Raw genomic sequence first — 24,397 nt, forward strand, 5'->3', positions numbered from 1 at the left:
CCATCGCCGGGACTAAGAACCAGCGCAGCCGCGACAGACATGCCCCATTGTCGCCCACCACAACCGTCAAATCACTTCAGACACGCGACACTAGGCAGGCATTCGTGGACCCAATGTGGCACAATCCGAACCGTATTCCAGCAGCTCAAGGGCCGTTTGTTGCGGTCACACTTGTGCGAGATCGGCGGTTGTAGCGCAATCCTGCCGCAGGTTCGAACCTTGGCGGGTCACGCCAACATGGGAACGGGATTCGATCAACGCTGACCTGCTGATCGTGTCTGCGTCGTGGCGCCTGCCCAGCTAGCTGTCGTCTCAGGCCTTGTCTCGACGGTGCGGTTCGAGCGGACGCATTGCGTCCCTGCGGGTCTTTTTGCGGGCTCGCCACCACCACAGTCGCTGGGTGAGCAACGTCAGGACGCCGGCGGCGACGATCGCGGCGAGGTTGATGGCGAGTTGGACGGTGGAACCGACGGCTTCCGCCTTCACGCCGTATGCCAGGGCCACGGCTGCGTTCGCCGCCGCGGGAACGGTCGTCACCGAGATCAGGACACCGACCAGGGTCGCGGACTTGGCGGAGGTGAGCGACAGCATGCCGGCGACACCGGCGAGGAAGCCGACCACCCAGGACAGCGCGTCGGGCCGCCAGATGAAGTCGGTCAACGGCCGTGGTGCGACGAGCATCTCGCGGCTGACGAGTCCGGCCGCGTCCAGCAGCAGCGTGGTGCCGACGGTCGCGACCATCGCGATCGGGAAGCCCACGGCCAGCGCCATCGCGGATCGACGGACAAGTTCCCAGCGGGCCTGGACGAACCCGACGCACAGTGCGGCAAGCGGGCCGAACTCCGGGCCGACGACCATCGCGCCCACGATCAGGATCGGTTGGTCGAGCAGGACGCCGATGCCGGCGATCGCTGTGGCCACGACGAGGAATGCCAGGTAGGCGGCCGACAGTTCGGTCTCCTCGCCGGTGCGGTGCTCGATCTCCTCCCATACGACGGCGTCGACGCCCAGGCCGGGAGTGCGCTTGGCCGCGCGGTCGGCGTAGCGGGACATCGACACGTCAACCGTCTCGAGCACGATCGCGCCGTCACGTTCCACGTCGAGGTCGCGCAGTCCGGACAGGACGTCGCTGGCGCCTTCCCGTACAACATCGGCGAGCACCAGGTCTCCGGCTGGCTGCTTCGCGGCGCCCGGCAGGACGACAATGTGTGTGACGGCGGAGGCGCCTTCCAGCAGACGCTCGACCTCGGGCCGGCGCTGCGACGGCACGATTATTCGCAGATGCAGCACGCGGCATCCTTCCGTCGACGGCGAACCCGGCACAGCAAACCAGACGCCCGTGATCCGGCGACCGACCGGGCCGCCCGTGGGCCCCAGCGCTACTGGCCGGAGCCGAACATCAGTCTTCATGCCGGGGTGACTCACGGCATGAGCGACCTTTCCGCGTTCCAAGGCGTGGTTGGGTGTGGTCGCGTAGACGTTTTACGCGTTATACGCTAGCCGGGTGACCGAGCGGGAGTACGGCTGGACAGAGGCCGGCAAAGCGAGCGCGGCACGGCACGGCACGGCGTTTCCGAGCGGGAGACGATCGAGGCGCTGTTCTCGACCCAACGGACCGAGAACCATCTCGGGACGCTTCTGCTCGCGGTGGCCGGCTTGACCGGATCCGCCCGGGTGATCGTGGTGTTGTGTGAGCGGATGGGCGGAGTCAACAGCTACGCGATCCTGGCTGCCCGACTAGCTACTCCTGAAGAGGTCAAGCAGTGGATGGAGGGAACGCGATGACGGCGCACCGGGATCCCCGGACCATGAGCCGGGAAGAGCTAGTGGCCTACTTCGACGCCGGCGGGGACATCTCGGAGTTGTTGCGGGACGCCGCGGTCGGTCCGGATCTCGGTCCTGTGCCGGACCCTGAGAGCGTGCCGATGATTGTGACCGGGGTGCGGCTCTCCGCAGCGGCCGTTCAGCGGCTGGACGAGCTGGCCGGCAATGACCGAGCCGGACGGTCAGGTCTGATCCGGCGGGCTATCGACGAGTTTCTGGCCAGGCACACACCCGAAACTGCGTGACAAGGTAAATCTCTACTGGTCACGTACAGGTCGATCGAACCAGGGTGGATCTCGATTCCACGATGCCGGCTTGCCAGCTAACCCAACGTGGACGTTGGGTTTAGCTCGCGCCCACGCGGACCGCGCCCACCAGACCGTGGGGTCTCCGGGGGTCGCCCCCGGAATAGGAATGACAAATGGCCACCTAGATCCTGACCGCGAAGCGGACAGGATCTAGGCAGCCATTTGTGGGGCCGGCGGGGCTCGAACCCGCGACCGAGGGATTATGAGTCCCCTGCTCTAACCGGCTGAGCTACGGCCCCGCGCCGGCGGGACCGGCGCCGGGATCGTATCCCGTGTGTGGTGTTCGCGACCACCTGAGGCTGGTGCGACCCGCCGACGGGTGGTGGTGCGCGGGAGGCCGCCGAAGCTCGTTGATCTAGGTCACGGGTTGGCTCCCCCAGTCTGCCTGGCGGGTTCGCCATGCCCCCTGACGAGGTGGGCGGCCCGCCGGCCGCCCACCTCGCTTCCACGTGGACGCCCTTGAAAGCGTTGATCGCCGCACGGCGGGCGGGACGGCCTGCGCGTGCACCGCACCGGTGCGCAGCCGATGGCCCCGTCAACGAGGAGGACCGCCAGGACGGCGGCGGCTTACCGCCGCGACGTCAGTGCGGCGGTCGCAACGTCTGCGGGCCGTCGGGCCAACCGGGACGCGTCGTTCGGACGTTGAAGAAGACCATTGTTGACGCCTCCCTTCCTTGAAAACTGAAAAATTGCATGCTGAATAGCGCCGTGCCGCCGGCACGTGCGAAAAGAGAATGGATACGGAAAAGCCGCCTGTCCCGGGTTGGGATAGGCGGCTTCAGCGCTGGCCAGAGCTAGCTGGTCCACCTATCCAGGGCGAGTCGGCACAGCCACGAGCCACTCGCGTCTGCGTCTTTGTAGACTGCGGGCCGCAACATGGTGTCGTCCTGTCCGTCGTTGTCTGGGGTCGCTCGTACACCAATAAATGTAGATCGAAATCGCTCTGCGGGAAAGCGAATTATTCGTCGTCGTCTTCTTCGTCCTGGGCGCGGGCGATGACCTCTTCGACGGTGAGCGGGCTGGCCGGGTGGTGGCTCAGGCACAGCGGCGCCCGTAGTTTGGCGAAGCCGGCCCCGTCGACCGCGGCGTAGAAGACGCCTGGGCGCAGTCGCGCCACGTCCGAGATGTCGCTGCCCTTGGCGCGCGCCATCTCCTTCGCCGCCTCGATCTGGGTCGGGCTGTTGAGCAGGCCGAACAGTTGCGTCGCCGCGTTGCCGGGTATCCGGTTGTGCAGCCCCTTCGGCGCCTGTGTCGCGAACACCAGCCCGAGCCCGTACTTGCGGGCCTGCGACGCCAGCGCCAGCGTGCTCTGGGTGCAGGCGGTCATGGCGCCCGACGGAGCCAGGGTCTGCGCCTCGTCCATCACGAACAGGCCGCCTAGCGGGCGGTCGCCGGCCGGGTTGCGCTTGATCCAGGCGAACAGCGCGAGCTGGAGCTGGTTGACGAAGCTCTGCCGTTGACCGTCGTCGGGCAGGCCGATGAAGCTGATCACCGAGATCCGGGCGCGGTAGCCCGGTGCCGGCCGCAACAGCTCACCCGGGTCGAGCGGGGCGCCGTCACCGCCGAACAGCGGGTCGCTGACCATCGTCGCGCGCAGCAGCTGGCCGATCTCGTTGGCGACTTTCGGCGCGTTGTCGAGCTGGCTCGCGCGCGCCGGCAACCGGGTCAGATACAGAACGAACTCGCGAAGATCACTGCCACCACCACGGGCGTACGCGGTCAGCGCCTCCCGCAACACCGCGTTCCCGATGCGGGCCTTCGTGGACGCGCCGTCGACGTTGGCCCGCGGCGCGAGCGACGCCACGGCGGCATCGACGCCGGCGGCGAACGCGTCCGGGTCGTCGAGGATGCCCGAGAAGTCGGGCAGTGGCCGGAAGCTCAAGGGCCGCCCCGCGGTCCGCCGCGGGGTCCAGACCACGACATCGGTGCTCCGGTGGTACGCCTCCGCCCGCGCGATCTCGAGCTCGTCCCAGGCGGCCGGCGGCTCTGGCCACGGGTCACCGAGCCGCGCGAGGTCGTTGTTGGGGTCGAGCACGATCGACGACACGCCACGCAGCGCGCACTCCTCGACCAGCCGCCGGATCAACACGGTCTTTCCCGACCCGGAGCCGGCGAAGATCGCCGCGTGCCGGCGCAACGCCGCCAGCTCGACCGACACCGACCGCCCGTCCTGGACCGACTGCCCCAGCATCACGGACCCAGGATCACGATCATCCCGCGGTACGCGCACCGGCAGCCGTCGAACATTCCCGAGCGACGGAGCGGGACTGACCGGCCCGACCGACGGAGTCACCACGAGGCCGCCCGGCGCACCCGCCCCGTCCAGCACGGCCCAGCCACCGGAGGCCGCCGTCACGGCCGAACCATCGGGCACCGCCGGACCATCCGTGGCCGCACCATCCCGCGCAGGCCAACCGCCGGGAGCCGCCGACGCGCCGGGCACGGCCGGACCAGCGGGCGCCGCAGCACCACCCGGAACCGCACCCCGGGCCGCCCAGCTACCCGGAGTCGGCGACCCGTCCGGGCCAGCCGAACCATCACCCACCACCGGACCACCCGAGGCCGCACCATCCCGCGCAGGCCAACCGCCCGGAACCACCGACGCGCCGGGCACGGCCGGACCACCCCGAACCGCACCCCGCACCGCCCAGCTACCCGGGGTCGGCGACCCGTCCGGGCCAGCCGAACCATCACCCACCGCGGGACCACCCGAGGCCGCACCGTCCCGAACAGGCCAAGCGCCCGGCGCCGGCGGACCACCCGCGTCGCCCCGCGCCGGAGGGCCGGCCGGTGACGTCGGGCTGTCCTTCGCTTCCGTGCCAGCCGGCACCGCTGTGCCGCCGACGATCGACAGCCCCGCCTGTCGTGCCCGGCTGGCCGCCGAAGGCGGAGCCGGCGGCCGCTCCGGGCCGACGAGACCGTCCGTAGCAGCCGGTGCCACCACGGCAGGCGCGGGCTCGTCCGCCCCCGACAGCGCCGAGCGCAGGAACGCGACCCGATCCGCCGGCCGGCGGCTGACGAACCACGGCCGCAACGTCTCGTAGCCGCGTTCGCGCAGCAGTTGCCGCAACGCCACCAGTACGACCACGTCGCTCTCCGGGAACGTCAGCGTGCGCCCGCCGGCCCGGGTGAACGTCTCGATGACCTCGGTCGTCCGGGCGCCGCCCGACCACGGCTCGTTGCGCAGGAAGAACAGCTTGCGCTTGGCCACTCCCTCGGTCAGGCCGGCGGCCGTGCTGGCGTTGCGGATCCGGTTGAGCGCCGCGATCGGGTGCCGGGCTCCGATCACCCGGAACGCCCAGTGCTCCTCGTCCTCCGTGCGTTCGTCCAGGCTGCGTCGCAGCCGGGCGTGCAGCGCCGGCTTGCTGCCCGGGTGCGGGTCGAGGCCGAACAGCTCCCCCGCACCACCGCGCGCGCCGATCCAGGCGGTCAGCCCCGCGTCGAGCAGCGAGGGCACGATCGCGTCCTCCGTGGCCGGGTCGAGCGCGGCCGAAGGGTCGGCGGTGCCGAGCAGCGCGGCGAAGCGGGCGTCGACCGCGGCGAGCTCGTTGTCCGTGGTCGGTTCCTCGGTGACCACCCCCGGGTCCGAGACGGAGTCGTGCACGAGGCGTGCCATCTCCCGGACGGTCTCGTCGCGCAGGCAGCCTCGTACGTGCGTGTCGATCGTGCGCAGCAGCTCGCGCGGCGTGAACTGGACCGCTTCGACGAAAGCGGAGGCCCGGACGGGCCAGGTCGGGTACGCCGGTACGAACCCCTGCGCCGCGAACGGCTCGGCGAACCGCCGGGCGATCAGCTCCCGGCCGAGCTCCGCGGTGCCGATCTGGCGGAGCTGCACCGCCTCCCGGAACCGGTCCTGGACGGTGTCGGTGGCCTGCGTCTTGACCAGCGACCACGACTCGTCGAGGCAGGCGACGACCGACAGCGTGCGGCGGGTGGTCTCGCGCAGCGCCATCAGCCCCCCGGCGATCTGCTCCAGCAGCAGCGCGGCCCGCCACTCCAGCCGGGTCTCGCCGTCGAGCGACTTCGCCGCCTGGTTGATCAGCAGGTCGATCTGGTCGACCGCGATGACGGTCGGACCGGTCAGGGCCAGCAGCCGCGAGATGTCGCGGACGATCTCCTGCGCGGACCGCCGCGCCCGGCGCATCCCCCAGGCGGCCCGCTGCCCGGGCTCGAGCTCGTCGTTGGAGCACAGGAACTCGTAGCCGACGTCCTGGTCACCCAGCTTCTCGGCCGCTTGGAGCACAAGAGCCCGCGCCGTGTCCTGGCAGTCGATGCCGACCTGCCGGTTGTGCTTGCGCAGCAGGTCGACGAACGCGTCCAGGATCGGCCGGGTCAGCTCGGCCTCACCGGTCACCGCCCGGCGCACCGCCCGGGGAGCGCCGACGAGGTCGGCCAGCCGGCGCAGGAAGACCCGGAGCTGACTTTCCCGGTCGGCCGTCTCGCGGTTGAGGCCGTCCAGGATGGACAGTGACGTGCTGCGCCAGAAGGCGCTGGCCTCCAACAGGCTGACCAGGAAGAAATAGCCACCCGCGGCCTGTACGTGCTGGCGCACCGACCCGAGCAGATGCGTCTTGCCGCTGCCGCGCTGGCCGAGCACCGCGACGCCGACAGGGCTCGAGTCGGTGCTGTGGTCGGCGTCCTCGACACCGTCGAGGATCACCTGGAGGGCGTCCCGGTGCAGCCCTTCGACGTGGAACGACGGCTGCCGCCACACGTCGTCGGGCGTCGGCGCCCAGTTGAACCGGAGCGCCTTGAGTGCCCGCCGCTCGACCTCGTTCATAGGTGTCACACACCAATTGCGATCAGATGCCTGTCCTGGTTGCCGATCCGCACGGCGGCGTCGCGCTGTGCCGCCGAGAGCGTCTTCTGGTTGGACTCCGGGATGATCCGCACGTCGGGGGCGCTGCTCAGCGCGACGAGCGCCGCGTCGACGCCGGACCGCTCCGTGCCGGTCAGTCGCGGGCGCAGGGCCGCGAGCGACACCAGCTCACCGGCGCTGACGGCGATCTCCGCGTACGCCTTGCGAATGCGCACGTCGACGTCGTCCTCGACGGGGGCGAAGAGCTCGGACGCGGCCAGGTCGGACCGGTCGAGAAAACCACGCAGCCGATTCAGCACGGTGTAAAGGGCCGCACCCCCGGCCCCGGCACCCGCCGGCGGGTCGGCGGACAGTTGCGCGATCGCCTCGGCCCACCCGGCCTCGGTGAGCTCGAGGCTGAACCCCCGGCCGACCTTGCGCACCGTGATCCACCCTCGGGAGGCGAGCCGGTCCCGGTATTCCTTCTTCAGGTCGAGACCCCGGTCGGCGATCCGCGCGTTGGGCAGCTCGCGGGCCTCGGCCATGAGGATGACCAGCATGCAGCGCATGGCGAAGGTGACCGGCTTCTCGTCGGGCATGCCGATGCTCCTCACGGGGTGGGCACAAACCGAGCCGATTCTCCCCAGCCGTCCGACGTGGGAGCAAGGTCCACCAGGGGTTTTCCGATATCCGACAGCACTGTCGGGTGTGGATCTCCATTAGCCCTGGCCAAATGTGACCTCACGGCAACCGTTCGGACGAGCCGGCGGGGGCCGATATTGCCTAGCGACCGCCGGGCCGGGCACGATAGCCATTCGGTCAGCCAGCGCCACGGGAGGAGCGATGAGGGCCGCACCGCCGGGTTTCCCTTGGGTCGTGGCGATCCACGGGTCGGCGGACAGCCCCACGCCGATCGGTGCCGGCATGGTCGTCGCCCCTGAGCGGGTGCTCACCTGCGCACAACTGGTGCGGTCACGCGACGAGCTCTGGGTCGGCTTTCCGCTGGTCGGGCCTGGTCGCATCCGCGTGCGCCAGGTGGTCCACAGCGGCGGCTCCGACCTCGCCCTGCTGGCGCTCGACGGCGCGGTGCCCGAGCCCGTGCGGCCCGCCCGGGTGCGGCTCGCACCGCTCGGCAAGCTCACCGGCCGCCCCTGGTGGTCGTTCGGCTTCCCGGACCACGATCCGGCCGGCCGCGCCGCTCAGGGCACGGTCGGCGACCCGTTGGACACCGGCCAGGTCCGGCTCGTCAGCACCGGGTTGGCGCCGGGGTTCGCGGGCGCGCCACTGTGGTCCCCGGGCTACCAGGCCGTGGTCGGGCTGGTCGTGCAGGCGGCCACCGCCGGCCCGGCCGGCGGTGACGGCCGCGCCGCGGGCCTCGCCGACGCCCTGCCGGACCTCAAGCTCGGCGCGCTGGCCCGCTGGCGGCTCGACGCGGCCGGCGAGCAGGCCGGCGCCGCCTGGGGTTGGACCCGAACCGACGAGTTCCGCGGTCGCGCCGCCGTGCTGCGGGTCATCGGCGACTGGCTCGACCGGCCCGGCACCGACGGCCACCTGCTGGTGGTCACCGGCGCACCGGGGGTCGGCAAGTCCGCCGTGCTCGGCCGGATCGTGACCGCCGCCGACGCCGCCGCGGCCCGGCTCGACCCCGGCGACACCGCCGCGCGGGGCAGCGTCGCCTGTGCCGTGCACGCCGCCGGCAAGGACGCCCTGGCGGTGGCGACCGAGATCGCCGTCGCGGCGTCGGCCGCACTGCCGGCCGTGCCCGGCGACCTGCTCCACCACCTGCGCGATCGGCTCGCCACCCGGCCGGACCGGTTCAACCTGGTGATCGACGGGCTCGACGAGGCGGCCTCGCCCACGCAGGCCCGCGATCTCGTTCGCACGGTGCTCGTGCCGCTCGCGGAGCAGGGCGACCTGCTCGGCGTGCGGGTCGTCGTCGGCACCCGGCCGGCCGACGAGCAGGGCGACCTGCTGGGCGCGTTCGGGGCGGCGGCGGACGTGGTCGACCTCGACTCCGCCGAGCATGTCAACGTCGCCGACCTCGCCGCCCACGCGATGGCCACCCTGCGGCTGGAGAGCAAGGGTCGGGCCGACAACCCGTACGCCGACGCCGAGCGCGCCGAGCCCGTCGCCCGCCGGATCGCCACCCTGGCCGGCGGCAACTTCCTGCTCGCCGGCCTGGTCGCCGGCGCGCACGGCCGCAACGACGCCGTGCCGGTCGACCCGCACCGCGTCGCGTCGCCCGCATCCGTCGCCGAGGCGCTCGACTCGTACCTGGGCGGCGTCTCCCCCGCCGGCGCCACCTCGGCCCGGCTGGCCCTGACCGCGCTCTCCTTCGCCGAGCCGCCCGGCCTCCCGCTTCCGCTCTGGCGGGTGGCGATCGAGGCCCTCGGCGGCCGCGTCACCGACGACGACCTGGCCGCCTTCGCCGAGGCCACGGGCTTCCTGGTCGAACACGGCCGCAGCGACCAGCGCGTGTACCGGCTGCGGCACCGGGCCCTCGACGACGCGCTCCTGGCCGCCCGCGCCACGGTGTCGGCCCGGCCCGACGACGAGCGCGACCTGCTCTACGCCTGGGTCCGGCACGGCCACGCGGCCGGCTGGGCCTCCGCACCCGACTACCTGCTCGGCATGCTGCCGCGCCACGCGGACCGGGCCGGCCTGGTCGACACGTTGCTCAACGACGACGCGTACGTGCTGCACGCCCATCTCGCGGGCCTGCTTTCCGCCGCCGAGGTGGCCGATACCCGGGAGGGCCAGGCCCGGGTCCAGCTGCTGCGCCGGACTCCGCTCGCCGCGCACGCGTCGCCGGCCGAGCGGGCCGCGCTGTTCTCGGTGGTCGACCGGATCGACCGGCTGGGCAGCGCGCCCGTCGCGGAGGAGGCCGCCTACCGCGCCCGCTGGGCGCACACCCCGCCCCGGCTCGAAAGCACCGTCCTAGAAGGACACTCCGACGCCGTGTACGACGTCTGCGCGGTGCCGATGGACGGGCGCGACTTCCTCGCCTCGGCCGGCGCGGACGGCACCGTCCGGATCTGGGACCCGTTGACCGGCCGGGTCGAGCGGGTGCTGGCCGGGCACGCCGACGGCGTACGCGGCGTCTGGGCGGTGCAGGCCGAGGAGGGCACGCTGCTGGCCACGGCCGGCCACGACGGCACCATCGGTGTCTGGCACGCGGGCACGGGCGCGCACCTGCGTACCCTGACCGGTCATTCCGACTGGGTCCGCAACCTCTGCGCGGTGCCCGTCCCTGGCGTGGCGACGCTGCTGGCGTCCGCGGGCGACGACCGGACCGTGCGCGTCTGGAACCCCGCTGACGGCACGCTCGTGCACACGCTGACCGGGTTCGGCGGCTGGGCCACGGCCGTCACCCACCTGCCGGTCGGGCCGCACGGCCTCGTCGCGGCGACGGGCTTCGACGGCGTGATCGCGCTCTGGGACCCGGTGACCGGCGCCTGCACCACGGCGGTGGTGGCGCACGACGGTTGGGCCACGACGCTGTGCGCGGTGCGGTCCGGGGGCGGCGTGGCTCTGGCGTCCGCCGGCTACGACGGTGTGGTGCGGCTGTGGAACCCGCTGACCGGCGACCTGCTCAGCTCGATCGACCCGCAGGCGGGGCCGCTGACCGACCTGTGCACCGTCGAGGTCGACGGCACGGTGCTGCTGACCGCCACCGACGAGAGCGGCGTGCTGCACCTCTGGGACGCCCGCAGCGGCGCGCCCCGGCCGAGTCTGCGCGGCGACGTGAGCTGGATCCGCGCGGTGTGCAAGCTGCGGGTCCGCGACCGCGACCTGCTCGCGACCGCGGGCGACGACGGCACGGTCCGGCTCTGGGACCCGGTGACCCGGCAGGCCGAGTCGGTGCTGGCCGGCGGCCGGCTGGGTCCGGTGGCCGGCGTACGCGCCGTGCCGTTCGGTGGCGGCACGGCGGTCGCGTCGACCGGCACCGACGGCACCGTGCGCATCTGGGACCCGGCCACCGGCGCCGCTCTGGCCCGCCTTCCCGCCCGGGAGGGTGCGGTCACCTCGGTCTGCGCGGTGCCCGACGCCGACGCGCCGCTGCTGGCCACCGGCGGCGACGACCACATCGTGCGGCTCTGGGACCTGCGCGACGGCAGCCCCGGCCCGGAGCTCGCCGACCACCACGAGCGGGTCAACGCCATCTGCGCGGTCAACGCCGGCGGGCTGGTGCTGGTCGCGACCGGGGCCGACGACGACACGGTGCGGCTGTGGAACCCGCGCGACGGGTCGCCCTACGGTGTGCTGCTCGGCCACCGCAGCTGGGTGACGGCGCTGACCACGGTGCGGCTCGGCGGCCGGGACCTGCTGGCCTCCGCCGACAAGGACGGCACGGTCCGGCTCTGGGACCTCGACGGCGGCACCCGCTGGCAGCAGCTCGCGCACACCGACGCGGTCGACGCGCTCGGCACCGTCACCGCCGACGACCGCGACCTGCTGGTCTCCGGTGGCGCGGACGGCACGGTCCGGCTCTGGCACCCGGCCGACGGGCGGCCGCACCACGTGCTGGCCGGGCACACGGCCGCGGTGACCGGGGTCTGCGCGCTGCCGGCGGGAGCCGGGCGGCAGCTGGTCGCCTCGACCAGCCTCGACCGGACGGTGCGGCTCTGGGATCCGGTGACCGGCCGCTGCGTACGCGCGATCCCGGTGCACCACCGCGCACTGTCGTGCGCGTACGCCGGCGGCACCCTGGTCCTGGGTCTCGACCGTGGCCTGCTCGGCCTGGCGATCTAGAAGCGCTCCGCCAGGAAGTCCTCGAAGGTGCGGCCCGCGTGCGCGTTGTCCGGAGTCAGGTGGGCACCCGAGTGGAACGCGGCGTAGATGCGGCCGGGGAGCGCGACGCCGACCACCCGGCGGTGCCGGCCCGACATGTTCAGGTAGGACTGGGCCAGCGAGCGGGCCGAGCGGACTTCCGGGCCGCCGATGTCCGGCACCCGCTCGCCCGGCCCGGCGTCGACGTGCTCGACCAGTCGGTCGGCGACGTCGTGCACGTCTATCGGCTGGAAGTCGAAGTTGGGCGCGAAGACCATCGGCATCGGGACCCGGCGCTGCACGTGGAAACCGCGGAGCACCAGCGTGTGGAACTGGGTGGCCCGCTGGATCGTGAACGGCAGCCCGGAGGTCTCGATCAGCCGCTCGCACTCGGCCTTCGCGGCGTAGTAGGCGAGCGGGATCCGGTCGACCCCGACGATCGAGGTGAAGACCAGGTGGGTGTCGCCGGGGTCGATCGCTGCGATCAGCCGGGAGGTCGCCTCGACGTCGCCGCGCGGCGCGGTGGCCAGGTGCACGACCGTGCGGATGCCCGCGACGGCGGCCGGGATGCCCTCGCCGGTGCGCAGGTCACCGCGGACGGACTGGCCCGGCTGCGGCCGCCGGCTGAGCACCCGCACCTCGTGACCCGACCCCCGCAGCTTCTCGCACACCACCCGGCCCAGGTTCCCGGTGCCTCCGGTGACCAGAACGTCGCCCATAAGCCGAATTGTCCCCCAGCAACGCCCGGACGGTCCGCGTTAACTCCGTCACGCGAATAGGGTCGAAGGGAACGAACTCCCCGGAAGGAGCATGGCCATGGAGGTCACGCTGACCACGCTCCTCTCGGTGGACGGGGTCATGCAGGCGCCGGGCGCGCCGACCGAGGACACCACCGGCGGGTTCGCCCGGGGCGGCTGGATGGTCCCGTACGCCGACGAGGGCCTGAACACGTTCATCAGCGAGGTGTACGACCGGGCCGACGCGTTCCTGTTCGGGCGCCGGACCTACGAGATGTTCGCCTCGTACTGGCCGACGGTCGCCGACCCCGACCACCCTGTCGCGGGTCGGCTCAACAAGCTGCACAAGTACGTCGCGTCGCGCTCCTTGACCGAGGCCGAGTGGGAGCCGGCCACGGTGATCGTCGACGAGGTCGCCGACGCGGTGGCGAAGCTCAAGGAGCGGCCGGGTCGCGAGCTCCAGGTGCACGGCAGCGGTGCGCTCGCGCGGTACCTGATGTCCCACGACCTGATCGACGAGTACCGGCTGGTGATCATGCCCGTGGTGGTGGGCGACGGCGCGCGGCTCTTCGACGTGATGGGCCTGCCCACCGGTCTGGAGCTGGTGCACCACCGGTCCATCGACACGGGCATAGTGATCAACGTCTACCGGCCGACGGGCCGGGCCGTCTACGGCTCGTTCGACCTCTGGGACTGAGCGAACGTCAGCGCGTCGCCCAGCGCCGGGAGAACGGCGCCCAGCGGGGCGTCGACCTTGACGGCCGCGTACGCGTCGCCCCGGGTCGGTCCCTGGTTGACGATCGCCACCGGGATGCCCAGCTTGGCCGCCCGCAGCACGAACCGGCGCCCGGACATCACCGTCAACGACGAGCCGAGCACCAGCAGCAGCCGGGCCGCGGCGACCGAGGCGAAGCAGCGGTCGACCCGCTCGGCCGGCACCGTCTCGCCGAAGAAGACCACGTCGGGCTTGAGCACGCCGGTCCGGCAGCGGGCGCAGTCGACCGGTCGGAAGGACTCGACGGAGGCGTCGTCGAGGTCGGCGTCCCCGTCCGGGTTGACGGCCGCGGCGAGCGCGGCGAACGCCGGGTTGGCCGCCCGCAGCCGCGCGTCGAGCTCGGCCCGGCCGGTGGTCTGGCCGCAGTCGAGGCAGACGACCCGGTCGATGCTGCCGTGCAGCTCGACCACGTCACGGGCGCCGGCCGCCTGGTGCAGGCCGTCGACGTTCTGGGTGAGGACCGCCGAGACCAGGCCGGCCCGCTGGAGCCCGGCGACCGCGCGGTGGCCGGCGTTGGGCTCCGCCCGGCCGATCACCCGCCAGCCGACGTAGCTGCGCGCCCAGTAGCGCTGTCGGGCCGCCGTGTCGCGGGTGAAGGTCTGGTAGGTCATCGGCGCGAACTTCCGCGCTGACCCCGTCGGGCCGCGGTAGTCGGGAATGCCGGATTCGGTGGACAGGCCGGCGCCGCTCAGCACGGCGACGCCACCATCGGCCACCAGGTCGATCAACGCGGACAACGGGTCGGACACCCGTCCATGGTGCCTCAGGAGGCGTCGGGGGCGAACGCGCAGAACTCGTTGCCCTCGGGGTCGGCCATGATCCACCAAGAGATCACGTCGTCGGGCTCGCGCAGGACGCGGGCGCCGGCTGCGACGAGCTCGCCCGGGTCGGCGGCGGTGAGGTCGACGTCCCAGTGCATCCGGTTCTTGACCGTCTTGGGCTCGGAGACCGCGTCGAAGACCCAGCGCTCGGCGGGGAAGCCGGCCGCGCCGAGCACCGAGCCGGCGTCGACGCGCCCTCCCGTGACCGATGCCCACCAGGTCGCCTGCGCCGACGGGTCGGCGGCGTCGACCACGAGCTCGTAGACCTCGACAGCCGCCGGGGCGGCGCCGGGACGGGGCGGGAAGGCGCGGAACTGGTTGCCGTCGGGGTCGGCCAGCACCCACCACGAGATCTCGGCGTCGGGGACGCGCACCACCGTCGCGCCGGCCGCCACGAGCGGCGCCGGGTCGGCGGTGGGCAGCCGCAGGTCGAGGTGGACCCGGGTCTTCCCGGTCCGCGGCTCGGGCACCGGGTCGACCCACACGCTCAGGTCGCCGGGCCGGACGTGGTCGATCCGCGCGGACTTGTCGCCGTTGTCGTGGAAGCTCGCGCCGAGGGCGGCCGACCAGAACCGGCCGAGCATCAGCGCGTCGGTGGCGTCGAGGCAGATGTCACGCAGGGCGGCGATGGGCACGCCGGCCATTGTGCCCGCGCGGCGACCCCGCTTCGCACCCCAATTACGCGTTGGGGAGGGACGAGCTGCCTGATTTGCGGCAATCGTGCGGCTACGGTGGGCAGATGGCGAATGCGATCATCGCCGAACAGCTGGGGAAGACGTACGGCTCCGTCACGGCCGTCGTCGGCCTCGACCTCGTCGTCCCCGAGGGCACGGTGCTCGGCCTGCTCGGGCCGAACGGCGCGGGCAAGACCACGACCGTGCGCATGCTGACCACGCTGATCACCCCGACCTCGGGACGGTGCGAGGTCGGCGGCATCGACGTGTGCGCCCATCCCGACCGGGTGCGCCGGATCATCGGCGTCTCCGGGCAGTACGCGGCCGTCGACGACTACCTGACCGGCCAAGAGAACCTGGAAATGGTGGGCCGGCTCTACCACCTGGGCAAGAAGCAGGCGCGGAGGCGGGCCAAGGAGCTGCTCGAGCAGTTCGAGCTCACGGACGCCGCGGACCGGCCGGCCAAGACGTACTCCGGCGGCATGCGGCGGCGGCTCGACCTCGCGGGCGCGCTGGTCGTACAACCTCCGGTTATCTTCCTGGACGAGCCGACGACCGGGCTCGACCCGCGCAGCCGGCTCGGCATGTGGGGCGTGATCAGCGATCTCGTCAAGGCCGGGTCGACGCTGCTGCTCACCACGCAGTACCTCGAGGAGGCCGACCGGCTCTGCGACGACATCGTGGTGATCGACCACGGCCGGGCGATCGCCCAGGGCACCGCGGCGGAGCTGAAGGCGCAGATGGGCGGCGAGAAGCTGGCGGTCGCCGTCGGTGAGCGCGACGAGCTCGCGTCCGCGGCCGACGTGCTGCGCTCGGTCGGCGTCGACGAGCCCGAGGTCGACGACCAGGCCCGCGAGGTCACGGTGCACATCGACCGCGGCACGGCGGCGCTGGTGGAGGCCGTGCGCAAGCTCGACGCCGCCGAGATCAGCCCGACCAACCTGGAGATCCGCAAGCCGACGTTGGACGACGTGTTCCTGACGCTCACGGGGCAGCCGGCGCAGGAGCAGACCGAGACCGGGGGTGCGCCGTGACCATGGTGCTCGAGGCCGCCAGCGACGGCTGGGTCGTCACCAAACGGAATCTGCTGAAGATCAAACGCGTGCCCGACCTGGTGATCTTCTCCACCATCCAACCGATCATGTTCGTGCTGCTGTTCGCGTACGTGTTCGGCGGCGCGATCGCCACCCCGGGCGTCAACTACCGCGAGTTCCTGATCCCCGGCATCTTCGTGCAGACGGTGGCGTTCGGCGCCGGCATCACCGCCATCGGGCTCGCCGACGACCTGCAGAAGGGCATCGTCGACCGGTTCCGATCGCTGCCCATGTCGCGCGGCGCGGTGCTGTTCGGGCGCACCTCGTCGGACCTGATCAACAACGTCTTCACGGTGATCGTCATGTCGGTCACCGGCGTGATCGTCGGTTGGCGGATCAACGAGGGCTTCCTGCGGGGCGTGGCGGGATTCGCGATCCTGTTCCTCTTCGCGTACGCGATGAGCTGGATCTCGGCCGTGATCGGGCTGTCGGTGAAGTCGGTCGAGGTCGCACAGAGCGCCGGCTTCATCTGGATGTTCCCGCTGACCTTCCTGTCCAACGCGTTCGTGCCGACCTCCTCGCTGCCGTCGGTGCTGCAACCCATCGCCGAATGGAACCCGATCTCGTCGGTGGTGCTGGCCCTGCGGGAGCTGTGGGGCAACGCGCCGGAAGGCGCGGCCAACGGCACCGGATTCCCGGCCCAGCACCCGATCTGGCTGTCCATCGGCTGGTGCCTGCTGATCCTGGCGATCTTCGTGCCGATGTCGATCGCCCGCTACCGCCGCGCGGCGAGCCGCTAGAGGGTGTCTCGTGGATCAGGGTGACGGCATGATCCACGAGACACGCCTTAAACCCGGTGGCGCGGGGCGGGCGCGGCCGGGCAGCATCGCGGGATGGCGTTCCTGACCACCGAGCGGCTGGTGCTGCGTGACGTCACGCCGGACGACGCCGAGGCGCTGTTCGCGCTCGACGACGACCCCGAGGTGATGCGCTACATCAACGGCGGCAAGCCGGCCAGCCGCGCCGCGATCCGGGAGCGGACGCTGCCGGACATGCTGCGCGGGTTCGCCGCCTTCGGTGGCGGGCGGGCCGTCTGGGCCGCGCAGGAGCGGGCCGGCGGGCGGTTCGTGGGCTGGTTCGCCCTGCGGCCGACCGATCCCGACCGGCCGGACGTCGCCGACCTCGGCTACCGGCTGCGCCGCGACGCGTGGGGCCGGGGCTACGCCACCGAGGGAGCGCGGGCCGTCGTCGACAAGGGCTTCCAGGACCTCGGCGTGCGCCTCGTCGTGGCCGACACCATGACCGTCAACACCGGGTCGCGGCGGGTGCTGGAGAAGGCCGGGCTGAGCTTCGCGGGGCAGTTCCACACCGACTGGCCCGAGGTGATCGAGGGATCCGAGCAGGGCGATGTCGCCTACGAGCTCACCCGGGCCGCTTGGGATGCGGCCCGTCGCGCCCCGGGTTAGGGTCCGCCCATGGACCGTCCGAACCTACGTCCGAACGGGATGGTGCTCGGCGCCCCCGATCCCCGCGCGCTGCGCGACTTCTACGAGCGCCTGCTGGGCTGGGAGCGCGGCTCCGACGAGCCCGGGTGGGCGACCCTGCGGGCACCCGGCGGTGGCATCGGGCTGTCGTTCCAGCTCGAGACCGACCACGTCCCGCCGGTGTGGCCGGCCGGCGACGGCGACCAGCAGATGCAGGTCCACCTCGACGTCGAGGTGCGCGACCTGCCCGCCGCCGTGGCGTGGGCGGAGCAGCAGGGAGCGAAGGTGGCCGCGTTCCAGCCGCAGGACGACGTCAAGGTCATGATCGACCCCGTCGGCCACCCGTTCTGCCTCTGGGTGCCAGAGGACTAGGCCGCCAGCTCGGCCCAGACGACCTTGCCGGTCCCGCCGCTGCGGGCCAGGGTGCCCCAGGCCCGGGCGACGGCGGCGACGATCGACAGGCCCCGGCCGCCCACCCGGGCCGGGTCCGGCGCCCGCACCGTCGGCTGGGCGGCACTGGTGTCGGCGACCTCGATGCGCAGCGCGTCACCGCAGCGGCGCACCACGAGCTCGCCGCCGTCCCTGGTGTGCCGCACGACGTTCTGCATGAGCTCGGTGGTCACCAGCACGGCGTCGTCGGCCAGATGGGCCAGCTTCCAGCGGTCGAGCGCCTCCCGCACCGCCCGCCGGGCCATGCCGGCGGGGGCGCCCCCCTCGAACCTCAACCGCACCGCGTCCACGGGGCCGTTATACCCACCCTGGGTGCGACACATGCCAGACTCGGTGGGATGCCGGAGATCGTCGAACTGCTGGCCTCGCCCGTACACCGATTTGAGGGCAGGCCCGCCGACGGCCCGGCGCCCGCGCCACCCGGCGAGCTGGTCGACCAGGTCCAGATCCGGGCGGGCCTGGGCATCGTCGGCGATCGCTACTTCGCCCGGCCGGCGCACCGCGACGCCGCGGTGACCGTGATCGCCCGGGAGAGCCTGCCGCCCGGCATCGGCCTCACGCAGGTCCGGCGCAACATCCTGGTGACCGGCATCGCCGTGGACGACCTGGTCGGCTCGATCCTGCGCCTGGACTCCGGCAGCGGCCCGGTCCGGCTCGCGGTCCGCCGCCGGGCGAACCCCTGTGCCTGGATGGACGTGGCCGTCGGGCCGGGCGCGTTCAAGGCCCTGCGCGGGCACGGCGGGATCCGCTGCAGCCCGCTCGACGACGGGACCCTGCGGGTAGGTCCGGTGACGGTCACGATCGAGTAATACCCCTATATCCTGAAAAGATGGGGATGGGGTGAGTCGGTGCCGTCGGACGATCAGCCAGTGATCCTCACGCCGGCGACCGGCCCCGACCGGGCCGTGACCCGTTCCCGGCTGGGCGCCGACGCCTACGACCAGGCCTGGCAGGCCGGCGAGGAGCTGGGCGCCATCGACAGCGGCGACGGCGACCTGACCGCCGCGGTCCGGCTGGCCGCCGCCGCGCAGGCCCTGCGTACCCCGTCCAACGAGATGTGGATGCGGGCGTTCGTGCCGTCCTGGCCGTCGATGGGGCTGGACCCGGCGGCCGCGCGGGCCGAACTGGGTGGCGACCGCTACGACGCGGCCTGGCGGGACGGCGAGGCGCTCGGAGCCGAGCGGGCGGTCGCGCTGGCCACCTAACGCAGGGACGCGACGATGGCGCCGGCGGCGCGCCAGCCGCTGGCCAGGGCGCCCTGGATGGACGGGCTGTCGCGGTGGTCCCCGGCCACGAACAGGCCGTCGCCGAGCGCGACGGGCGCGCGGAGCCGACCCTGCGGCGGTGGCGCGGCCGGCAGCGCGGCCGGGATCGACACGGTCCGCAGGTGGTCCCAGTCGTCCACCGCCACCCCGTAGAGCCGGGCGAGCTCGGCGCGGACCACCGGCTCGGGCGGTGCGGCCGGCCCGACCACCGAGGTGGCGATCAGCGCCCGGCCGGGCGGTGCGTAGCTCGGCGCGGCGGCCGACATCACCACGGTGTTGGCCACGATCTCGCGGCGGTCACCGTCGAGCAGCAGCGTCGGCTCGGTCAGCGGCGCGTCGGCGCTGGAGTGGTAGTAGGTGGTGAGCGCATGCATCCGGGGCAGGGGCACGGCCGGCAGCAGGGTGGTCGCGGCCGCGACCAGCACCGCGCGGCAGCGCACGACGGGACCGTCCACGAGCGACACGGTGCCGCGTGCCACCGACCCGACCGGCGCGTCGAGGTGCAGCCGCTCGGTCGGCAGCGGCGCGGCCACCGCGGCGGGCAGGGCCGCCATGCCGGTCGCCGGCACCGCGATGCGGCCACGGGCGAAGGAGCGGACGATCATCGCCAGCACGTGGCTGGAGGTCTCCAGCGAGCGGTCGGCGAAGACGCCGGACAGGAACGGCCGGGCCAGCTCCTCGATGAACGCGTGGGAGAGACCGGCCTGGCGCAGCGCCGCCTCGGCGGTGATCTCCGGTGCGTCGAGCAACCGGGCCGACGGCAGGGACGCGTAACGGGCCACCAGGGCCGCGAACCGCAGCAGGTCGAGGCGGGCGCCGAGCCGGCTCGCGGCACCCAGCGACGCGCCGAGGACGCCGGGGCGCAGGGACGCCGCCAGCCGCACGAGGTCCGGGCCGCGCCGGACCAGCACGCCGGGGGTGAACGGGCACAGGTCGAGGGCCGCGAGGTCGACGAGCGCGGACAACCGCGGGTAGGCGGTGTTGAGCACCTGGAAGCCGCGGTCGAGCCGGTAGCCGTCGACCTCGTCGGTGGCGATCCGGCCGCCGAGCCGGTCGGCCGCCTCCACCAGCACCCAGTCGAGGCCCGCACGGTCGAGCCGGCGCGCGGCGGCAAGGCCGGCGAGGCCGCCGCCGACGATGACCACATCCGCGGAAGCGGGCAGACTGACAGGCGCGGAGGCGGGCAGACTGGCAGGCATCGGTCTCCCTGGATCGACGCATTCAATCGACGCAACGGAAGCTTACCGGCGCGCGACTGGCCGCGCAGCGTTTCCGTCCGTCGTGGACGGTCGTACCCGAAGATGGGGTGATGCGGATTTCGGGTGCGGTCGCCCTGGTCACGGGCGCGTCGTCGGGCATCGGTCGGGCGACCGCGCTCGCCCTCGCAGCCGAGGGCGCCAACGTCGTCGTCCACGGCCGCGACCGCCCGGCCGTGGAGGCGCTGGCCGCCCGGCTCGACGGGCACGCGCTGGTGGCCGACCTGAGCATCCCCGGAGAGGCGGAACGGCTGGCCCGCGGGGCGCTCGAGCGCACCGGGCGGGTCGACATCCTCGTCGCCAGCGCCGGCTCCGGCTGGGCCGGCCCGTTCGAGGAGATGGCCGACGCCGACCGCGACCGGTTGCTCGTGCTCAACCTGGCCGCACCGATCGCGCTGACCCGGGCGCTGCTCCCGGGGATGCGGCAGCGGAGCACGGGCTACCTGGCCTACGTCACGTCGATCGCCGGCCGCACCGGGGTCGCGGGCGAGGCCGTCTACGCCGCGACCAAGGCCGGCCTGGACGGCTTCGCCGAGAGCCTACGACTGGAGCTGAAGGGCACCGGAGTGGACGTCGGTGTGCTCGTGCCCGGTGTGGTGGACACCCGGTTCTTCGAGCGCCGGGGCCGCCCGTACGGCCGAGCGCGACCCGCGCCGCTCGACCCGGGGCCGGTCGGTCGCGACCTGGTCGGGCTGATCATGTCCGGCGGCGCCGAGCTCTACCGGCCGGCCTGGCTGCGGCTGCCGGTCGCCGTCCGGAACACCCTCCCCGGCGCGTACCGGGCCCTGGCAGGCCGCTTCGGCGGCAGTTGACCCTGCCGCCGTGCGAAGCTCGCTTAAGGAGCCGGGAACGTCGATAAACCGGACGTAGGGATCAGAGTGTGGCCTGGGCGGTAACCTTCGCGATTTTCGGGGCATTCCTCTTCGGCACCTCGGCCGCTCTCCAGCAACACGCGGCACGCCAGTCCGACTACGCACCGGCCCACCCGGGCGAGGCCGACACCCCCAGGCACGGGGTCGTCGTCATCTCGCTGCTCAGGCTCATCCGCCGCCTCTTCCGCCAACCCCTGTGGTTGATCGGCTGGTGCGCCAACCTGCTCGGCTTCGGCGCCCAGGCCATCGCGCTGCACTTCGGCTCGGTCGCCCTGGTCCAGCCGCTGCTGGTCACCCAGCTCCTGTTCGCTCTGCCGTTGTCCCTGTCGCTGCGGCACCGCCGCCCGGACTGGCGCGACCTGGTGTCGGCGGGGCTGATCTGCGGCGGCCTGGCGCTGTTCCTCAGCGTGCGCGGCGTCGCGCCGCGCGCCGACCAGGCCAACCGCGGCTGGGCGATCCTGGCCGGCCTGATCACCGCCGTCGCGGTGGTGCTGATCATCGGCGCCGCCACCGGCCGCCGGCCCGCGGTGCACTCCTTCCTGATCGCGATCGCGGCCGGCCTCTGCTTCGCCTACAGCGCGCTGGCGCTCAGCCTGACCGTCGAGGACCTGGTCAACCGCGGCATCGCCGCCACGGCGACGGACTGGCCGGGGTACGCGCTGGCCGTCTCGACGATCACCGGGCTGCTGCTGGAACAAGGGGCGTTCGCGGCCGGTTCGCTCCCTCCGGCCGTCGCCGCGATGAACATCACGAATCCGGTGGCCAGCTACCTCATCGGCATCTTTGCGTTCAACGTCACACTTCCGCAAACTGCGACGCAGCTCACAGCGCTCGTGATCGCGGCCGTGTTGATATCGGCGGGAGCGATCGGTCTCGCGCACTCCCCGAGCGTGCGGGACGACGAGGAAGAACAGTCCGGGGTGCGGTCCGGCCGGCCACACGGCCCACCGAGGCCCCAGGCGAGCCACTGATCCGGCGGAAGCACCGGCCGAGCTTGGCGTTTCCGCACGGGAAACGGGGGCGGCGACGCAACCTGGAAGTGTGCACCTGAAGAAGGCGCCTGAGCCGCCCGCGTGGACCAGCCCGGACGGTACGGCCGACGTGCGCGCTCATCGACCCCGACCGAGGCTCCGGCGCGAGCTCGCGATCGTGGCCGCGGTGGTCGTGCTCTACATCGGCATCTCGCGCGGCGGGGGCATGTTCCGGGAGTCGATCGCGACGGCGCACGGGCGTGACCTGCTCGAACTGGAGCAGTTCCTGCACATCGACGTCGAGCGCTCGCTCAACGAGTGGCTGACCTCGCACGACACGCTCTCCGTGGTGGCCAACTACGAGTACGCGTTCGGGTACGTGGCGACCTCGTTCGGGCTGCTGATCCTCCTCTACCTGACCCGGTCGCCGTGGTACCGCTGGGCACGCAGCACGTTCGTCATGGTCAACCTGATCGCCATCTCGATCTTCGCGATCTACCCGGCGGCGCCACCCCGGCTGCTGCCCGGCGAGGGCTTCGTCGACACCGTCACCGACGGCGGCACGTTCGGCTCGTGGGGCTCGCCCTTCACCGCGGACGCCAACCACCTGGCGGCGATGCCGTCGCTCCACGTCGGGTGGGCGGTCTGGGTGACCATCGTGGTCAGCTCGATTTTCCGCGACCGCTGGTGGGTGAAGGCGCTCTGCCTGCTGTACGTCTCGCTCACCACGTCCGTGATCATGGCCACCGCCAACCACTACGTGCTGGACGCGGTCGGCGGCGCCCTGGTCACGCTGGCGTGCGTCGGCCTGATGATGCTGGTCGCCGACAGGCCGAACCAGAAGCGACCGCGGCTCTCCCCGGCCGACGCGTTCCTCCTGCACGCGGAGACCACCAGCGGTGACGCCCAGCACGCCGCCGACGTGGTCGTGCTGCGCGACGGTCGCACCGGACCGGCCGTGCAGGCCGACCTGCGTGCCCGGTTCCGCGACGTCGTCGACCGCCTGCCGCGCTACCGGCACAAGGTGGCGGAGGGCTCGTTCTGGCGGCGGCCGCGCTGGGTACGCGTCCGCGACCTCGACTGGGAGTGGCACCTGCCGGTCCGGGACCTGAGCGGGCCCGACGGCAGCCCCGGCGGGCCGGCCGCGCTGGAGGCGTTCCTCGCGGGCCTCGAGCGGACTCCGCTGCCGCGGGACCGTCCGTTGTGGCGCTGCTGGACGGTCACCGGCGTGACGCCGGGCGAGGTGGTCGTGGTGCTGACCGTGCACCGCGTGGTCTCCGCCGGGTCGGCCCCGGTCGTCTCGGCCAGGCACCTGTTCGACCCGGTGCCCGAGCGGCCGGCCGCCGACCTGCCCAGGCTCGGCGTGTTCGCCCGCATCCGCGCCGTGGCCCGCGGGCTCGGCCAGCTCGTCCGCGACGGGCGGGCGAGGCATCGGCTGCCGACCGGCGCCCCACGGGACCGGACCTACGGCATGGCCCGCGTGCCCACGTCGGTGGTGCGCGAGACGGCCCGGGCGCACGGCGTGCGGGTCGACGACGTCCTGCTCGCCGCGAGCGCCGGCGCGCTCAAACGGGTGCTGCCGACCGTGGCGGCCCCCACCGACGTGCGCGTGAGTGTGCCGCTGACCCTGCCGTGCCCCGGCGACCGTTCGGCCGGCACGGTCACCTCGGCGGCGGTGCTGGATCTGCCGCTCGGCCCGGACGACGAGGTCGAGCGACTGCGGGAGACCGCCGTGCGCGCCGACCGGCTGCGCTCCGGCACCCGCGCGACCGCCGCCGCCTTCGTCATCGGCACGGCCACCGGTGTCCTGCCGCCGCCGGCCCAGCGGTGGTTTGCCCGGAAGGTTTACGGGAAGCGGTTCTTCGAGGGCATCGTCTCCACGATGGTCGGCCCCGCCGGCGAGTACCGGCTGGCCGGCGGGGCCGTTCACTTCGTGCATCCCGTGGTGCCGCTGGCGCCGGGCGCGCCGGTGTCCGTCGGCGTCACCGGCTGGGACCGGTGCCTGAACATCGGGGTCAGCGTGGACCCCGCTCTCGGCGCGGACGCGCATCGCCTCGCCACCGCGATGGTGGCGGTCATCGACGAGCTGTCGCGGCAGTCACGCGCGCCCGGCGCGCACCCCTCAAGTAGATCAAGCGAGGAATTTGGACTGTTCTGGCCTGTTTTCCGCGAAGACGGCATACCTGTCCGTAAAGATATGAGCTAACCGGCGCACCAGACCCACGGGCCGGCGATACGAGTCCTGATCGATGGCAGTCGCCGCGCGTGGCCTGGGCACCGCGGACGAAGGGGGCAGCACCAAAAGATGGGCTCGATACAGGGGGAGCAATCGAGCGAGGTCGCGACCGTCACGGTCGC

Annotated in this window: 21 protein-coding genes and 1 tRNA gene; 13 read left to right on the forward strand and 9 right to left on the reverse strand. The window is 72.7% G+C overall.

The window, feature by feature from the left end; genetic code table 11:
• Nucleotides 1–312: 312 nt before the first annotated feature.
• Complete coding sequence (locus tag AB0J88_RS38535) at nucleotides 313–1,290, reverse strand: DUF389 domain-containing protein (protein WP_364360724.1); 978 nt, start codon at nucleotides 1,288–1,290, stop codon at nucleotides 313–315.
• Nucleotides 1,291–1,656: 366 nt separating this feature from the next.
• Here AB0J88_RS38535 and AB0J88_RS38540 point away from each other — a divergent pair, with 366 nt between their 5' ends.
• Complete coding sequence (locus AB0J88_RS38540) at nucleotides 1,657–1,785, forward strand: hypothetical protein (protein ID WP_364360722.1); 129 nt, start codon at nucleotides 1,657–1,659, stop codon at nucleotides 1,783–1,785.
• 41 nt (nucleotides 1,786–1,826) lie between these two features.
• Nucleotides 1,827–2,069 (forward strand): CopG family transcriptional regulator, encoded by a 243-nt coding sequence (locus AB0J88_RS38545; RefSeq protein ID WP_364360720.1) that lies wholly within the window; start codon nucleotides 1,827–1,829, stop codon nucleotides 2,067–2,069.
• A gap of 228 nt (nucleotides 2,070–2,297) precedes the next feature.
• On the opposite strand, the gene AB0J88_RS38550 is transcribed toward AB0J88_RS38545, so the two are convergent.
• The 3 genes from AB0J88_RS38550 to AB0J88_RS38560 all read right to left on the reverse strand — a co-directional run bounded on the left by AB0J88_RS38550 (nucleotide 2,298) and on the right by AB0J88_RS38560 (nucleotide 7,529).
• Nucleotides 2,298–2,371 (reverse strand) — tRNA-Ile (locus AB0J88_RS38550).
• Nucleotides 2,372–3,090: 719 nt separating this feature from the next.
• Nucleotides 3,091–6,912 (reverse strand): DUF87 domain-containing protein, encoded by a 3,822-nt coding sequence (locus AB0J88_RS38555; protein ID WP_364360718.1) that lies wholly within the window; start codon nucleotides 6,910–6,912, stop codon nucleotides 3,091–3,093.
• A 5-nt stretch (nucleotides 6,913–6,917) separates the two neighbouring features.
• Nucleotides 6,918–7,529, reverse strand: coding sequence for a hypothetical protein (locus AB0J88_RS38560; RefSeq protein ID WP_364360716.1), 612 nt, complete (start codon nucleotides 7,527–7,529; stop codon nucleotides 6,918–6,920).
• A 277-nt stretch (nucleotides 7,530–7,806) separates the two neighbouring features.
• On the opposite strand from AB0J88_RS38560, the gene AB0J88_RS38565 reads away from it, so the two are divergent.
• Nucleotides 7,807–11,682: an AAA family ATPase gene (locus AB0J88_RS38565; RefSeq protein WP_364360714.1), complete on the forward strand. Its 3,876-nt coding sequence runs from the start codon at nucleotides 7,807–7,809 to the stop codon at nucleotides 11,680–11,682.
• On the opposite strand, the gene AB0J88_RS38570 is transcribed toward AB0J88_RS38565, so the two are convergent.
• A complete protein-coding gene (locus tag AB0J88_RS38570) occupies nucleotides 11,679–12,419 on the reverse strand; it encodes an SDR family oxidoreductase (protein ID WP_364360712.1) in 741 nt (246 codons plus the stop codon). The genes AB0J88_RS38565 and AB0J88_RS38570 overlap by 4 nt on opposite strands.
• Before the next feature lie 97 nt (nucleotides 12,420–12,516).
• Between AB0J88_RS38570 and AB0J88_RS38575 the strand changes: the two genes are divergently transcribed.
• Nucleotides 12,517–13,134 (forward strand): dihydrofolate reductase family protein, encoded by a 618-nt coding sequence (locus tag AB0J88_RS38575; protein WP_364360710.1) that lies wholly within the window; start codon nucleotides 12,517–12,519, stop codon nucleotides 13,132–13,134.
• Here AB0J88_RS38575 and AB0J88_RS38580 read toward each other — a convergent pair.
• Both AB0J88_RS38580 and AB0J88_RS38585 read right to left on the reverse strand, forming a co-directional pair.
• On the reverse strand, nucleotides 13,107–13,961 hold the full coding sequence (locus tag AB0J88_RS38580; protein ID WP_364360708.1) for an NAD-dependent protein deacetylase: 855 nt from the start codon (nucleotides 13,959–13,961) through the stop codon (nucleotides 13,107–13,109). The genes AB0J88_RS38575 and AB0J88_RS38580 overlap by 28 nt on opposite strands.
• A 14-nt stretch (nucleotides 13,962–13,975) precedes the next feature.
• The gene (locus AB0J88_RS38585) at nucleotides 13,976–14,668 is read right to left on the reverse strand and encodes a VOC family protein (RefSeq protein ID WP_364360706.1); all 693 of its coding nucleotides are present in this window, start codon (nucleotides 14,666–14,668) and stop codon (nucleotides 13,976–13,978) included.
• A 104-nt stretch (nucleotides 14,669–14,772) separates the two neighbouring features.
• Here AB0J88_RS38585 and AB0J88_RS38590 point away from each other — a divergent pair, with 104 nt between their 5' ends.
• The 4 genes from AB0J88_RS38590 (at nucleotide 14,773) to AB0J88_RS38605 (ending at nucleotide 17,597) form a co-directional block, all read left to right on the forward strand.
• Nucleotides 14,773–15,741, forward strand: a complete 969-nt coding sequence (locus AB0J88_RS38590; protein ID WP_364360704.1) for an ATP-binding cassette domain-containing protein — start codon at nucleotides 14,773–14,775, stop codon at nucleotides 15,739–15,741.
• A gap of 2 nt (nucleotides 15,742–15,743) precedes the next feature.
• Nucleotides 15,744–16,541, forward strand: coding sequence for an ABC transporter permease (locus AB0J88_RS38595; RefSeq protein WP_364360738.1), 798 nt, complete (start codon nucleotides 15,744–15,746; stop codon nucleotides 16,539–16,541).
• Between the two features lie 93 nt (nucleotides 16,542–16,634).
• Nucleotides 16,635–17,207 (forward strand): GNAT family N-acetyltransferase, encoded by a 573-nt coding sequence (locus AB0J88_RS38600; RefSeq protein ID WP_364360702.1) that lies wholly within the window; start codon nucleotides 16,635–16,637, stop codon nucleotides 17,205–17,207.
• Nucleotides 17,208–17,216: 9 nt separating this feature from the next.
• Nucleotides 17,217–17,597, forward strand: coding sequence for a VOC family protein (locus AB0J88_RS38605; protein ID WP_364360700.1), 381 nt, complete (start codon nucleotides 17,217–17,219; stop codon nucleotides 17,595–17,597).
• Here AB0J88_RS38605 and AB0J88_RS38610 read toward each other — a convergent pair.
• Nucleotides 17,594–17,965 carry an ATP-binding protein gene (locus tag AB0J88_RS38610; RefSeq protein WP_364360698.1) on the reverse strand — a complete coding sequence of 124 codons (372 nt, stop codon included), beginning with the start codon at nucleotides 17,963–17,965 and terminating at the stop codon, nucleotides 17,594–17,596. The two genes, AB0J88_RS38605 and AB0J88_RS38610, sit on opposite strands and share 4 nt — an antisense overlap.
• Nucleotides 17,966–18,013: 48 nt before the next feature.
• On the opposite strand from AB0J88_RS38610, the gene AB0J88_RS38615 reads away from it, so the two are divergent.
• Both AB0J88_RS38615 and AB0J88_RS38620 read left to right on the forward strand, forming a co-directional pair.
• Nucleotides 18,014–18,484 carry a molybdenum cofactor biosysynthesis protein gene (locus tag AB0J88_RS38615; protein WP_364360696.1) on the forward strand — a complete coding sequence of 157 codons (471 nt, stop codon included), beginning with the start codon at nucleotides 18,014–18,016 and terminating at the stop codon, nucleotides 18,482–18,484.
• Nucleotides 18,485–18,544: 60 nt separating this feature from the next.
• Nucleotides 18,545–18,880, forward strand: coding sequence for a hypothetical protein (locus AB0J88_RS38620; protein WP_364360694.1), 336 nt, complete (start codon nucleotides 18,545–18,547; stop codon nucleotides 18,878–18,880).
• On the opposite strand, the gene AB0J88_RS38625 is transcribed toward AB0J88_RS38620, so the two are convergent.
• A complete protein-coding gene (locus tag AB0J88_RS38625; protein WP_364360736.1) occupies nucleotides 18,877–20,103 on the reverse strand; it encodes an NAD(P)/FAD-dependent oxidoreductase in 1,227 nt (408 codons plus the stop codon). The two genes, AB0J88_RS38620 and AB0J88_RS38625, sit on opposite strands and share 4 nt — an antisense overlap.
• Nucleotides 20,104–20,249: 146 nt before the next feature.
• On the opposite strand from AB0J88_RS38625, the gene AB0J88_RS38630 reads away from it, so the two are divergent.
• From AB0J88_RS38630 to AB0J88_RS38640, 3 genes are all read left to right on the forward strand, one after another.
• Nucleotides 20,250–21,008 carry an SDR family NAD(P)-dependent oxidoreductase gene (locus tag AB0J88_RS38630; RefSeq protein ID WP_364360692.1) on the forward strand — a complete coding sequence of 253 codons (759 nt, stop codon included), beginning with the start codon at nucleotides 20,250–20,252 and terminating at the stop codon, nucleotides 21,006–21,008.
• A 68-nt stretch (nucleotides 21,009–21,076) separates the two neighbouring features.
• Complete coding sequence (locus AB0J88_RS38635) at nucleotides 21,077–22,039, forward strand: DMT family transporter (protein ID WP_364360690.1); 963 nt, start codon at nucleotides 21,077–21,079, stop codon at nucleotides 22,037–22,039.
• A 70-nt stretch (nucleotides 22,040–22,109) separates the two neighbouring features.
• Nucleotides 22,110–24,245: a phosphatase PAP2 family protein gene (locus AB0J88_RS38640; protein WP_364360688.1), complete on the forward strand. Its 2,136-nt coding sequence runs from the start codon at nucleotides 22,110–22,112 to the stop codon at nucleotides 24,243–24,245.
• The last annotated feature ends 152 nt before the right edge of the window (nucleotides 24,246–24,397 follow it).

It is taken from the genome of Asanoa sp. NPDC049475 (assembly GCF_040676915.1).
Lineage (GTDB): Bacteria > Actinomycetota > Actinomycetes > Mycobacteriales > Micromonosporaceae > Asanoa.